At 57.7% G+C, this 13,297-nt stretch carries 10 protein-coding genes; 6 read left to right on the top strand and 4 right to left on the bottom strand.

The genetic code is table 11. The annotated features are described in order from the left end of the window. The first annotated feature begins 6 nt into the window (after window positions 1-6). The 5 genes from H9S92_RS10890 (at window position 7) to H9S92_RS10870 (ending at window position 6,247) form a co-directional block, all read left to right on the top strand. Window positions 7-1,845, top strand: a complete 1,839-nt coding sequence (locus H9S92_RS10890) for a DUF1501 domain-containing protein (RefSeq protein WP_187466738.1) — start codon at window positions 7-9, stop codon at window positions 1,843-1,845. Window positions 1,846-2,409: 564 nt separating this feature from the next. Continuing rightward, on the top strand, window positions 2,410-3,642 hold the full coding sequence (locus H9S92_RS10885; protein WP_222936056.1) for a glycosyltransferase: 1,233 nt from the start codon (window positions 2,410-2,412) through the stop codon (window positions 3,640-3,642). Continuing rightward, window positions 3,614-4,789: a 3,4-dihydroxy-2-butanone-4-phosphate synthase gene (gene ribB / locus H9S92_RS10880; RefSeq protein ID WP_187466736.1), complete on the top strand. Its 1,176-nt coding sequence runs from the start codon at window positions 3,614-3,616 to the stop codon at window positions 4,787-4,789. The genes H9S92_RS10885 and ribB overlap by 29 nt, the downstream gene beginning before the upstream one ends. A 169-nt stretch (window positions 4,790-4,958) precedes the next feature. Continuing rightward, window positions 4,959-5,663 carry a 3-keto-disaccharide hydrolase gene (locus H9S92_RS10875; RefSeq protein WP_222936055.1) on the top strand — a complete coding sequence of 235 codons (705 nt, stop codon included), beginning with the start codon at window positions 4,959-4,961 and terminating at the stop codon, window positions 5,661-5,663. 197 nt (window positions 5,664-5,860) lie between these two features. Next, the gene (locus tag H9S92_RS10870) at window positions 5,861-6,247 is read left to right on the top strand and encodes a hypothetical protein (protein WP_187466735.1); all 387 of its coding nucleotides are present in this window, start codon (window positions 5,861-5,863) and stop codon (window positions 6,245-6,247) included. An 85-nt stretch (window positions 6,248-6,332) separates the two neighbouring features. Here the strand turns inward: H9S92_RS10870 and H9S92_RS10865 are convergent, their stop codons facing one another. The 3 genes from H9S92_RS10865 to H9S92_RS10855 form a co-directional block, all read right to left on the bottom strand. Further along, window positions 6,333-7,637, bottom strand: coding sequence for a M56 family metallopeptidase (locus H9S92_RS10865; protein ID WP_187466734.1), 1,305 nt, complete (start codon window positions 7,635-7,637; stop codon window positions 6,333-6,335). Continuing rightward, on the bottom strand, window positions 7,634-7,999 hold the full coding sequence (locus H9S92_RS10860) for a BlaI/MecI/CopY family transcriptional regulator (protein ID WP_187466733.1): 366 nt from the start codon (window positions 7,997-7,999) through the stop codon (window positions 7,634-7,636). The genes H9S92_RS10865 and H9S92_RS10860 overlap by 4 nt, the downstream gene beginning before the upstream one ends. 206 nt (window positions 8,000-8,205) lie before the next feature. Further along, window positions 8,206-9,813 carry a flavin monoamine oxidase family protein gene (locus tag H9S92_RS10855; protein WP_187466732.1) on the bottom strand — a complete coding sequence of 536 codons (1,608 nt, stop codon included), beginning with the start codon at window positions 9,811-9,813 and terminating at the stop codon, window positions 8,206-8,208. A gap of 159 nt (window positions 9,814-9,972) precedes the next feature. Here H9S92_RS10855 and H9S92_RS10850 point away from each other — a divergent pair, with 159 nt between their 5' ends. After that, a complete protein-coding gene (locus H9S92_RS10850; RefSeq protein ID WP_187466731.1) occupies window positions 9,973-11,280 on the top strand; it encodes a serine hydrolase in 1,308 nt (435 codons plus the stop codon). A gap of 442 nt (window positions 11,281-11,722) precedes the next feature. Here H9S92_RS10850 and xylA read toward each other — a convergent pair whose 3' ends face one another. Further along, entirely contained in the window at window positions 11,723-13,036 is a 1,314-nt protein-coding gene (xylA, locus tag H9S92_RS10845) for a xylose isomerase (protein ID WP_187466730.1), read from the bottom strand. Between the last annotated feature and the right edge of the window lie 261 nt (window positions 13,037-13,297).

Below are 13,297 nucleotides of genomic sequence, written 5' to 3'. Positions count from 1 at the left end.
GCAGCCATGAATAGAAGAAACTTCCTCCGTACGGGCGGCGCCCTGAGCATCCCCGCCCTTTTGCAGGGTGGCATTGCCGCCTCCCCCCTTGAGTTGTTCACGCAGTTCCTCGACCCCAACAGCGACCGGGTGCTGGTGCTCATCCGCCTTTCGGGCGGCAACGATGGCCTCAATACCTTGATCGGCATCGACCAGCTGGCCAATCTGCGCAGCGTGCGGCCCAACGTCGCTTTGCCCGATAACGGCTACATTAACCTCAACGCCCGCGTAGGCCTTCACAAGAACATGACGGGAATGCGCGACCTGTTTGACGCCGGCAAACTCACCGCCATCCAGGCCGTGGGGTACCCCAACCAAAACCGCTCGCACTTCCGGAGTACCGACATCTGGACGAGTGCCTCGGCCGCCGACGAAGTCCTTTCCACCGGCTGGTTCGGACGCTACCTGGAGCAAGATCACCCCGATTTCCCGATCGGCTATCCCAACCCCGAGTTTGATTACCCGCTGGCCATGACGATGGGCAACGTCGTTTCAGAGACTTGCCAGGGTACGAGCTCGAACTTCAGCGTTGCCGTCAACAACCCCTTCAACTTCCTCTACATTGCTCCGGGCGGCGACACGGCCCTGCCGGGCAACTACTACGGCGACGAAGTCTCATTCGTCCGCAACCTCATCGGCCAGAGCAACCAGTACGGCGATGTGGTTCAGGGTGCGGCCAACGCGGGCAACAGCCTGGCCACCAACTACACTACCGGGACGCTTTCCAATCAGCTCCGCAACATCGCCTACCTGCTCAGCGGCGGCATCAAAACGCGGATTTTCATTGCCACCCTCGGCGGATTCGATACCCACTCCGCCCAGGTCATTGACGACAACAGCGTCGGCACCCACGCCAACCTGATGACGGAGCTCAGCTCGTCCATCAAAGCCTTCATGGACGACCTACAATTGCTTGGCCTGAGCAAGCGCGTTTTGGGCCTCACCTTCAGCGAATTCGGTCGGCGCATCCGTTCCAACCAGAGCAACGGCACGGACCACGGCGACGCTGGTCCGCTGTTCCTGTTCGGCGACTGCGTACAGGGCGGCGTACTAGGCAACAACCCGGAAATTGACCCCGCAGTGGAGCAAAACGTAGGTGTTCCCTACCAGTACGACTTCCGCGACGTCTACGGTTCGGTGCTCGTGGATTGGTTCAACGTGCCGCAGCCGACGGTCCAGAACCTCATCTCCGGCGGCTTCGTGTACCTGCCCCTGGCCAATGCCTGCAATACCTTGCTGGACGCCAATCCCCTGACCTTCGACCTCACCGCCGAGGGATACAACGACGATGTGCTCGTTTCCTGGGCCGACCGGGAACACCTCCGCAGTGGCGGCTTTACGGTGCAACGGAGTGAAGATGGGCGCAATTTCCGGGACATCCGCCGCGTGGCGGCCGACAACCGGGAAACGACTACGGCCGAGTACCAGATCCGTGACAACAACGTCGTTCGCAACCGCATCTACTACTACCGCATCCGCAAGGACGGAGGTGGTGATGCGGCGCTGAGCCCCATCGTGACGGCCCAATTGCGCGGTTCTGCCAAGGGAGAATGGTCGGTGGGTCTGCCCCGTCCGAACCCCGTGCGCGAAGACAGTTACATCAAGGTCTACGCGCCGGTGGATGCGACGGCCACTTTTGAGTTGATCGATGCGCGGGGCAGCAGGCTCCGCACGGGCACGGTCACCTTGCTCGGGGGGGCGGACAACCGCATCCCCTTGCGGGCGGGAGATTTGCCGGCGGGCAGCTACGTTTGGCGCCTGCGGACGCCGGCGGGGCAGGAGTTTGCCCGGAAGCTGGTGCGGTAGAATTAGCTACCTCCAGAGGAGCGAGGGCTGGGGATTTTAGGGTATACGATTGATTATCAGGCTATTAGTCTAGTCTTGAGACCCCTCCCCCTTCCCCTCCCCATGTGGGAGGGGTGACTCAAGCACCGTTCTTTTTACGTTAAGGGAATGTTTATCAGCCGCTAGAGTTTCCTCTCAAAAGTCTCTCATTCTATTGCCAGTGATGAATCATGGGGAAAGCAATAGCAAGAAGCTAAATTCTTTCAAAAATTCTACCTAAAAAACTGGCAATCAAACCCTTGCGTCTCCCCTTTCTTGTGGACCACGAAGTAGCCGCGTACCGAGCACGTAGTACTGCGCAGCAAAAGGGGTTGGGGAGAGGGATAGATAGGTGACCCATGAATCAGTTCTTTCCAGTAAAATGGATGGTTGTTCGCAGGGGAATGATGGAGATTTAGTACCTTAATAGGTTGCTAGGGAGAGTAGCTTCCGGAGGAGCGAGGGCTTGGGATTGACTTCCCTTGCTCCTTCGTCCGGTTCGTGGCACCTGCGGCCGCGCCCACTTCCCGCGGCCAACTTGTGCGGATGGGCTACCTTTGCGGCGTGATCATTCTCCTCCTTGCGGTTCTGGTTTTGTGTGGGCTTGGCGTGCTGCACACCTACCTGTTTTACCCGTGGCAGATGCGCATTTGGGCGCGGACGCAGGTGCTCCCCCCCGGCCCCCCGAAGGGGGGAGAACGGATGAGGAGCGATGAAGGAATGGGCTGGCCCCCGGTCTACGTGCTGATGGCGGCCCATAACGAGGAGGCGGTTTTGGGCGAAAAACTGGCTACGCTGGTGGCGCAGGACTACCCCGGGCCGCTGTATTTCCGCATTGGCAGCGACTGCAGCAGTGATGCGACCAACGGCATTCTGGAAGCCCAGGCGGCGGCCGACGGACGCTTCGCGGCCACCTATTTTACCGTCCGCCAGGGCAAACCGGCCATCATCAACCAACTGGCGGCGGCCGTAATAGAAGCCGACGCAGTTTTCGTTTTGACCGACGCGAGCGTGATGCTGCGGCCGGAAACCGTGCGGCAACTCGTGCTCCCCTTGCTGAGCGATGCGCGCCTGGGGGTGGTGGATGCGACGATGGTGCAAACCGGCGGCCGGGCCGAGGGCATTGGGCTGGCGGAAGAAAAATACATCAGTGGCGAGGTGTGGCTCAAGCGGGCCGAGGGGCTGCGCTGGGGGGCAATGATGGGTCCCTTTGGCGGCTGCTGGGCCATCCGGGCGGCGGCGTTTCATCCGGTGCCGGCCAATTTTCTGGTCGACGATTTTTACCTCTGCCTGGCGGCCTACGAGGCCGGCTGGCGGGGCCGGAGTAGTCCGGACGCCATCGTCTACGAAGCCGTGGGGCAGTCGATTGCCGCCGAATTTCGCCGGAAAGTCCGCATCAGCAGTGGCAATTGGCAGAACCTGGTCCGCTTTCGCACCACCTGGTGGCCGCCGGGACGCAGTGGGGTGGCTTACGCCTTTTTCAGCCATAAGATACTGCGCTGGTGGACGCCCTTCTTTTTGCTCGGCGGGGCGCTGGCCTGGGCGGGCCTGGCGTTCCTTTCGGGCAACTATTGGGCGCTGGCCTTGTTTGTTCTGGTGATCAGCGCTACCCTGGGGCTGGCCCTGACTGATCTGCTGCTCAGTCGCCTGGGCATCCACCTGGCCGGTGCGCGGGCCATGCGCTATTTTCTGGCGATGAATGCCGCCCTGCTGGTGGGTTTTCTTCGCTTCATCAACGGTATACAATCCAATGTCTGGCAACCATCCCAACGCAACTGATACCCCCGAGAAGGCCGAATCCCGGTACCAACTCAACACCATCGAAGAAGCCGTGGCCGACATCCGGGCGGGCAAAATCGTGATTGTGGTGGACGATGAGGACCGGGAAAACGAGGGCGACTTCGTAGCGGCCGCCGAGCGCGTCACGCCCGAAATGATCAACTTCATGGCCACCCACGGCCGGGGGCTGATCTGTACGCCCATTGAGGAAGGCATTGCCGACCGCCTGGAACTCCGCAAAATGGTGGAGACGAACACGGACCTCCATGAAACGGCCTTTTCGGTGTCCATTGACCTGATTGGTCACGGCTGCACGACGGGCATTTCGGCCTACGACCGCGCCACCTGCATCCGGCGGATGACCGAGCACAGTGCAAAGCCTACCGACTTTACGCGGCCCGGCCACGTTTTTCCCTTGCGCGCCGTAAAAGGCGGTGTGTTGCGGCGGACGGGGCATACGGAGGCAGCAGTCGATCTGGCGCGGATGGCGAATTTGTTTCCGGCGGGCGTTATCGTGGAAATCCTCAAGCCCGACGGCGAGATGGCCCGCCTACCCTACCTGCTGGAGCTGGCCAAAGAACACAACCTAAAAGTCATCAGCATCGAAGACCTCGTGGCCTACCGCCTGCAGACCGAGCGCCTGGTGGAGTGTGAACTCAGCATGTCGCTGGAAACCCGCTACGGCCCCTTCAAGCTCTACGCCTACCGGCAAACGACGAATAATGACGTCCACCTCGCCCTAACCCACGGGCAGTGGATGCCCGATGAGCCGGTGCTGACGCGGGTCCACAGCAGCACGAGCAGCCGCGACCTGCTGCACAGCCTGCTTTCGGGTTACAGTACGGGGCTGCACGGTCCGCTGGAAAAAATCGCCGAAGCCGGCAAGGGTGTCTTGTTGTTCATGCGCCCCCACCAGGATGGCAGCGAGGTGATTGCGGGCTTGCGCCTGTTAAAATCCCGCCTCGAAGACGGCCAAAGCGCCAAACTCAACCAGCCCGCGAGTATGGACCAGCGCGACTTCGGCATCGGTGCCCAGATTTTGCGGGACCTGAAAATTTCTAAGCTGCGGATACTTTCCAACCATCCCAAAAACCGGGTGGGGCTGGAAGGGTATGGACTGGAGGTGGTGGAGTTTGTGGGGATGTGAGGGGATGTGGGATGTCAGATGTACGAGGTGAGATATGAGATGTCAGATCTGGGATGTGGGTACGACGTTCAAATGCGGTTGGGTGATTGAGCGGTCAATGTAGCGGGTCAGGAAAATTCGTACTTGGTTTAGAAATTATCATTAGAAAAAAATGGAATTACCCATGATTATGAAAAAAATATTGCCCCTCATTTTCCCGCTTTTAATGTTGTGGGCTTGTACCTCATCGCCGATTGATTCGGAAGCAGAGGACGAGTGGATTGTTTTGTTCGGAGGTGATTCGACCAGTGCGCTGCGGGGATACGGTATGGAGGACTTTCCCCAGGGAATTTGGTACGTTGAGGATGGGGTCTTGATCGCCAACCCAGATACGACCAACCGGGATTTAATCACCAAAGATCGCTACCAAAATTTTGAACTGGAATTTGAATGGGCCGTAGACACCGCTGCGAACTCCGGCGTCTTTTTCCACATGCAGGAAGACCTTTCGATGGAAGCGGGCAATGGCAACAGCCCCAACTGGATGGACAATTATGAGCTACAGATTCTGGACGATCAACATTTTTACGACACCCTGGCCGTAAGATCAGCAGGTGCCTTATATGATTTGATCGCACCCAAAAATAAGCAGCTGAAGCCCATTGGCGAGTTTAACGAAGCCAGATTAATACACAACGATGGCCACGTAGAGCATTGGCTCAATGGAAATAAAGTGATCGATTTTGAGATGAATAGTCCTGAGATGAAAGAAATATTAAGCGAAAGTAAATTCAAGGAAAATCCCGATTTTCATTCGGACAAAGAAGGGCACATCATGTTTCAGCACCACGGGCAAAGGGTGTACTTTAGAAACATCAGGGTTAAAAAGTTGTGAGGGTGTTTGGGGATGCTTGGCAGCCAATAGCTGCTTTCCAGTTTTCGTGTGTACGGCCTTGATCTTCGTGAACAAACTCAGTTACCATCGAAGCGGGCAGGTGCTCAGGGTCTAAAAAGCTCTGTGCTTTCCCTCCTTGCTTGAGCGGAGAAAAGCTCGCTATAATAAAATGATTATTCACCACAAACCCGAAAAAATTGCAAAAAGTATACTCCATTTTTCTTGACTCCCTGAAGATAGGCACTACGCAATTGGAAAAAGCGGATGCTAGCATGGGGGTAGTATTCGGCGTGATAAAATTCAACGACGAGTCCTTTGGCTATGACTTCCTTAAGAATTATTGCCAATCTAAATGCATCACATTAGCTGCTGATTATCCTGACGATAAAATGATTTCTACCTCGACCATCGATGCACTCTCCGTAAAGGACGAAAATGGCGTTGAAATCAAAGGGTTAGGCAATCAGATTAGTGGGATGGACGGCAATGATTTTGAAGTTTACGTTGAAGGAATCGCTTACCCTTTCTACGAAACAGCGTTCCCCCATCATGTGAAAGCATACCAAGAAATGCACGGAAAGTAAAAATCAAAAACCAAATGAAAGGGATGAGGAAATGCCATTCCCCATCCCTTAAAGTTTCCAAAAGTGGATAACACGGCAGATTTGCTTATTCCAATTTGAAAACAAAATCTAAAGCAAGGAGTATTTCCGCCGGGTTTCCGTCTTTGGTGTAACGGTCTGGAAGCTGCCGTTTCAAAAACAATCCATACACTTCTTCAGCAAGAATCTCCGGTTGGGCATCGTCCGATTCGATTGGCGTTCCATAACCCACAACGGTTATTTCTGCGGCTGCTTTATCTGAATTGTTGTTAACCGTTATGAAATTTACCTTTCCGGTTTCGTCTGCGCTGACGAGGATACGGAATTTACCCGTTAACCCTGCTTTGCGGGCGGCCTCCGGGTATTTAATACGTTGGTATACATCTGCGATGATGCGATCCAACTTGCCGTCTACCAGAAGTGGGCTTTGGGGATCATCTACCAAGTAAGTATCGCCTTGGGTGGGGTCGTAGGGACGCACCTGGTTTTCAGTAATCGGGGCCACTACAACCTCCGCCACATCACTACAAGCCACCGCCAGCCCGGCCAGCAGCAGGCAAAGGCCAAGGAGGGGAATAATTCGGAGCTTACGCTCGCGGTTTTTATTGGTAATCATTTCAATTCGCTTTTTCAAGGGTGAAGAAAAAAGCCCCAGCTTGCCCGCCGGGCCCAGCGCGCAGTGCAGGAGCTGGAGGCCGTAAATCCGCGCCGGCACCCACTGGAGCACGGCCGCGTCGGCCTCGTATTCGTGGACGGTGGCCAGCAGCCTCCGGTAAGCCCACGCCAAAGGGTGAAACCAGAGGAAAATGCTGCCCAAAGTCAGTAAGTATTTATCGTAGTGGTGGCGCTGTCGCAGGTGCGCGGTTTCGTGGATAAGGGCGGTGTAGGTCAACTCAGCATCCGTCAGCGCGGCGGGCAAAAAGACGTAGCCACGATCGGCAAACGGCGCCTCAATCCTCGAACTGCGGATGACGGGGTAGCCGTTGAAAGTACTGCGCTCCCCGTTTCGCAAACATTGCTTTATCGACCACCCTTGCACCAGCGTCCGCGCGCCAAAAATCAGTACGCCCAGCAGGTAAATCAGCGGCAAAATGTTGTCCACCCAATACCAACCTACCGTTGCAGTTTCACTGGCCTCAGCCGTCACCATCCGCGGCGTAAAACCGAGCGCGGGCAGGTGGATGACCGACAGCTCCGCCCCCACCGCAATGGCCGGCAACAAGGGTACCACTAGGCCAAAGACCCAGCCCAGCAACAGCAAAAACCGCTGGAAACGGAAGCCCGCAGACCGCCCAAAAGCGAAGTAATAGGCCAGCAGCGCCAGCCAAATGACCGTGGCGCGGAGGAGGTATTCCAGGATCTCGGCGCTCATTCCTCTTCGAGTTTGCGGACGAGCGCGTTGAGCTCCTCCAGGCTGATGTTATCGCTTTTTACGAGGTGGCTGACCGCCAGCCCCGGCGAGCCGCCGAAAAAATTGCTGATCAGTTGCCCCAGACTGCGCCGCCCGTATTCCTCCCGACTGATGGTCGGGCGGTAAACGAAGGTCCGGCCGTATTTTTTGGCCCGCACAAAGCCCCGCTCCAGCAAGGCCAGCGCCAGGGTGCTCACGGTGCTGTGCGCCGGTTTGGCCCCCTCGCGCTCTTCAATGGCGTCGCGCAGGTCACCCACGGTACACTCACCCAACTCCCAGATGATGAGCATGAGGTCTTCTTGTGCCTTGGTCAATTTTTGCATTTCTCGTTATTTAACGTAAAAATACGTTACGTTGTTGACAAATGCAAATTTCCGGGAAATTTTGTTTGCTGCCACCGACGGAGATGGCTCGTTGCCAGGCTTTTGCCAGCGTACCTTTCGACGTGGAACCTCTTGAGCAGGTTGTAGATGGGATCGTTCAATAAGTGCCTGGTGCACTATGAACTACTGCACTATGAACTACTGAACTACCGAACTCCCCCCTTCACCTTCATCACCAAATGCTCCGCCACCAGGCGGCCCGTTTCGGCGGCACCGTTCATGTAGCCCTGGAAGTTGAGGCTGCAGTGTTCGCCCGCGAAGTAGACGTTGCCCACCGGCTCGAATTCCTGGCCGGAGATGCTCGTCCACTGCCCTACTTTGTAGCAGGAGTAGCTGCCCTTGCTGTAGGGATTGCTCGTCCAGAGCGCAGCGGCGTGGGTGCCGGTGAAAGCCTGTTTGCTGCCGGGGAAGACTTCGTCGAGTTTGGCCAGGTGGTGCTGCACGTGGCGGTTGTCGACCTGGTCGCGCTGGCTGCCCATGGCAATTTCCTTGGCCTGGGTGCCGCCCAAAAAGACGGTGTAGGCGCCCGCCCCCTGGTTGTTGTTTTGCTGGTGGGTATGGTCCCAGCCGTTCTGGATCTGGTCGTTGAACAGGTACCCGGCGAAGCGCTGGGGGTGCTCGCGCCAGGGCCGGCTGCTTACGCCCAGCATCAGTTTGTTGTTCTGCCCGTAGCCCAGGGTATCGATGCAGGCCTTCTTTTCGGGCGTCATCCCGCGCAGGGAGAGGTCGACCTCCCGCAAGATGGTGTAGGGCAAAGTAACGACCAAAAGATCGGCCGTAATCGCCTCGCCGTTGCCGAAGGTGACCTGGTAGGTGCCCGATTTTTCGCGGATGCTGGTGACTGCGTAGCCGGTTTTGATCTGATCGGAGAGTTTTTCGGCCAGCTTCCGGGTGATGGTGCTGTTGCCGCCCCGGTACTTGAAACGTTCGTCGGAATCCCCGAAGATTTTGAAGCCTTCGGAGGTATCGGTGATGATCATATCGACGAAGTTGAGCGACGACTGCTCGCCAGCGTCCAGTCCATACTCCGCCACGTAAGCGTAAATGATCATGTCTTGCACCCACTTGCTGCAGGGCAGCCCGCGCACGTACTCTTCAATGGAAACGGTATCGAGGTGGGCCGTCAGGGGCGTATCGTAATCAGCGCCCAGCCCCGCTTTATCGGCATTGAGTTTGGCGACGATGCTGCGGAATTCGGTAATGACGTCCTCTTCGCTGTAGTGGCGGCCTTCGAAGAAGAAGGTGTCTTTCGTGACGCTGCCGTCTTTATAATCGTCCTGGGTATCGACCATTTCCAGGCCAAACTCCTTGGCCAGCTGCAGCATATCGGCGTGGTCGGTATCCACAAATTCGGCACCGAACTCGGAGTGCAGGCCGGGACCGAAGGCGTCGGACACGGTGTGGATGCGGCCGCCCGTACGGCTGCTGGCTTCGTAAATGGTGCAGGGCACACCGGCTTTTTGCAGGACGTAGCCGCAGTGCAGGCCCGCCATGCCCGCGCCGAGAATGACGATCCGGGGCTGCCCGCCCGTGGCCACCTTGGCCTTTGGGGTGCAGGCGCTAAAGCCCAGGCCCAGTCCCGCGCCAGCCACTACCAGGCTAGATTGGCGCAAAAAAGCCCGCCGGGAGGCCAGGTAAGCTTCGCGGGCTTCCTGGAAATCGCCCGGATCCTGGGTACCGCGCCGCTCGAGAAAAGCAGCTTTGGAAAAACAGCGCAACAGGGCGGAGAGTGCGGGAGATTTGGCATTCGGCATAGTGGAAAGAGTTTGTGCTTGATCGATTGGCGATGGGACTTGTTACACCTTGTGCAGGGCGACCAAAAATAAGCTTTCCGCGTTTAAACCCCGTTCTTTTTCTGGCGTCCAATCACTAACCGCTTTTTCCTCCACCCCCGCTTTTCAACCGAGTAACCCATGAAAAACCGACTCCTTTTCCTCCTTTGCCTGCTTGGGTCCCTTTTCCTGCCCGCCCAGGAACTTTACTACCCCCCAACGACCAACCTCAGCTGGGAAACCATGACCCTGGAAGAGGCGGGCTTTTGTACCGACCGGGAGCAGGAGCTTTACGACTACCTGGAAAGCACCAACACCGATGCCTTTTTGCTGCTCAAAGACGGCAAAATCGTCATTGAGCGCTACTTCGGCGACTTCTCCGTCTTCACGCCCCACCTTTGGAATTCCGCCGGAAAATCCCTCACCGCCTTTCTGGTGGGCATGGCCGCCGACCTGGATTCGCTCAACATCAACGACCCCACCAGCCAGTACCTGGGCACGGGCTGGACGAATTGCCCCGCCACCGAAGCGGACATCAAGATTGTCCACCAACTAACTATGACAACGAGCCTCGACGACGGCGTGGAAAACTCAGCCTGCTACGACCCGGAATGCCTCGTTTGCAAGGCCGCCCCCGGCACCCGGTGGTCTTACCACAACGGCCCCTACACCCTGCTGACGGACGTCATCGAATCCGCCACCAACCAGGGCATCAACACTTTCATTGCCGAGCGCCTCACCCCCCGAACGGGCATCACCGGGCAGTACCGCGACTTCGGCTTCAACGAAGTCTTCATCAGCACCGCCCGCTCGATGGCCCGCTTCGGCATCCTCGTGCAGGGCAACGGCCGCTGGGCGGGCACGCCCATTTTGCGGGACACGGCCTACCTGCGGGACATGATCACGCCTTCCCAGTCCCTGAACCCCTCCTACGGCTACCTCTGGTGGCTCAATGGCCAGCCCAGTTACCGGATTCCCACGCTCCAGATCAGTTTCCCCGGTCCGCTGCTGCCCAACGCCCCCCAGGATTTGGTGGCGGCCATCGGCAAAGACGCACAGTTGCTCAACATCGTGCCCAGCCAGGGCCTCATTATGGTCCGTATGGGCAGCACGCCCGAAGACGGCAGCCTGGTTTCCACGGGGTACAACGACGCCATCTGGGAAAAAATCAACGGGCTGTACTGCACGACCGCTACCGCTTCTGCCGCCGATCTTCCGGCGGGGGTGAGCGTATTTCCCAATCCGGCAGGCGACTTCATCACCCTCCGTTCCGCCGCTCCCCTGCGCCGCGTCAGTGTGTTCGATCAGGCGGGCCGGGTGTTACGCAGCGAGCGCCTAAGCGGGCAACAGGCAAGGCTCGCACTGGAAAGCTTACCGCGCGGGGTTTTGCTGCTGCGCATTGCCGATGCGCAAGGGGGCGTGAGCTGGCGCAAAGTGGTGCATCGTTAGGCGGGCAGCTTGTTTTTTGCGCGGTCGCAGGTGCTATGGAAGGATAAGGAGCAAGGGCTGGTGAGGGCGGACTTTGGGTGCTTCGCTTTAATTTTTGAACCACTCAGGGCACGAAGATGGACTAAGTTTGGGGACGCTTCGCTTTCCTCTTTTGAACCACTAAGAACAAGAAGATGGACTAAGCTGGCAAAGCCCTGGTTGAACCGTTATACGGCGAAGTGCTATCGGGCGCGCAATCCAGGTATGCAGCGCGGCAACGGTTTGCAGTCGCCGTGAAACGTCTCCGCCACACCCAACTCTATACGACTCTATGGGCTAAAAAGCGCGCAGCGGTCGCCGGATAACGGTGCCACCAGAAAAAACTAAGGGGCACCAGGCACGCTATTCCGCGCCCAGTGCCCCTTAGTTTCCTTAGCTCCTTCGCAAGGAGAAATACCTAATCCTAGGTATGCTGCATCAGGATGTTTTCGAAGAGTTCCTGCCGGCCGCTCGTTTGGGGTGGTTCGCCGTTGGCCTGGCCGAGGCTGGCGAGGGCTTCGAGGGTGAGCTTACCGTTTTCGAAGAGTTGCCCTTCGCCGCTGTCGAAAGAGGCGTAGCGCTGGGTCCGCAGTTTTTTGTACTGGCTGGAGGTAAGGATTTTATCGGCGGCCAGCAGGGCGCGGGCGAAGGCGTCCATACCGCCGATGTGGGCGTGGAAGATGTCTTCCAGGTCGGGGGAATTGCGCCGGGTCTTGGCATCAAAGTTGACGCCGCCGCCCTGCAGGCCACCGCCTTCGAGGATGACCAGCATGGCTTCGGTCAGTTCCGGTACGTTGGTCGGGAACTGGTCAGTATCCCAGCCGTTCTGGTAGTCGCCGCGGTTGGCGTCGATGCTGCCCAGGAGGCCTTCGGAGACGGCCACGGCGAGTTCGTGCTGGAAAGTATGCTGGGCCAGGGTGGCGTGGTTGACTTCAATATTGAGCTTGAAATCGTCCATCAGTTTGTACTTGCGCAGGAAACCGGCTACGGTGGCGGCGTCGAAGTCGTACTGGTGCTTGGTGGGCTCGAAGGGCTTGGGCTCAATGAAAAAGGTACCGGTGAAGCCCTGTTGCCGGGCGTAGTCGCGGGCCATGGTCAGGAAGCGGGCCAGGTGATCGACTTCGCGGCCGTAGTCGGTATTGAGCAGGCTCATGTAGCCTTCGCGGCCGCCCCAGAAGACGTAGTTTTCGCCGCCCAGCTTAATGGTGGTGTCGATGGCATTTTTGAGTTGGGCGGCGGCGTAAGCAACTACCCGGAAATCGGGGTTGGTGCTGGCACCGTTCATGTAGCGGGGGTGGCTGAAGAGGTTGGCCGTTCCCCAGAGTACCTTGCGGCCCTCGGCCTTCATTTTCTCAGCGAGGTAGTCGGTGACTTCCTCCAGGCGCTTGCGGTAAGTGGCCAGGTTGGCGTCTTCTTCGTCGAGGAGGTCGACATCGTGAAAGCAGAAGTAGTCGAGGCCCAGGCGTGCCATGATCTCGAAGCCCGCGTCGATTTTGTCTTTGGCCCGCTGCACGGGGTCCGTGGCCGTCAGCCAGGGATAAGCCGCCGTGCCGCTACCGAAGGGGTCGCCGCCCGTGTTACAAAGGGTATGCCACCAGGCCATCGCGAATTTGAAGTGCTCGTTCATCGTTTTGCCAGCTACTACGCGGTGCTTATCGTAGTACTTGAACGCCAGGGGGTTGTCACTCTCGGCACCTTCAAACGGGATGTTGGGAACTGTGGAAAAATAAGTAGGCATCAGCTTAGAGGGTTGAATTTACCGCCGTGGGCACCGTGCCGCACGACAGCCACTTTGCGTGGAAAATCCGAAGGTAGCCATTCACGGCAGAACTAGGAAATACCGCAAAAAATGCAATCGGTTGGGACGAAAAAATAATTTTCGGGGGGGCGAAAATCGGTTCAGGGGGCCCGACAGACCTTCTCCTCATTCTTTCCATGGCACCTGCGGCCGCGCCCAGATCCGAAAAAAAAGTGTGGAGCCACCAACGCCACGCCGCTG

It is taken from the genome of Neolewinella lacunae, from assembly GCF_014349155.1.
In the GTDB taxonomy this organism is placed as follows: domain Bacteria; phylum Bacteroidota; class Bacteroidia; order Chitinophagales; family Saprospiraceae; genus Neolewinella; species Neolewinella lacunae.
This window is presented reverse-complemented; position numbering and strand designations above follow the sequence as displayed.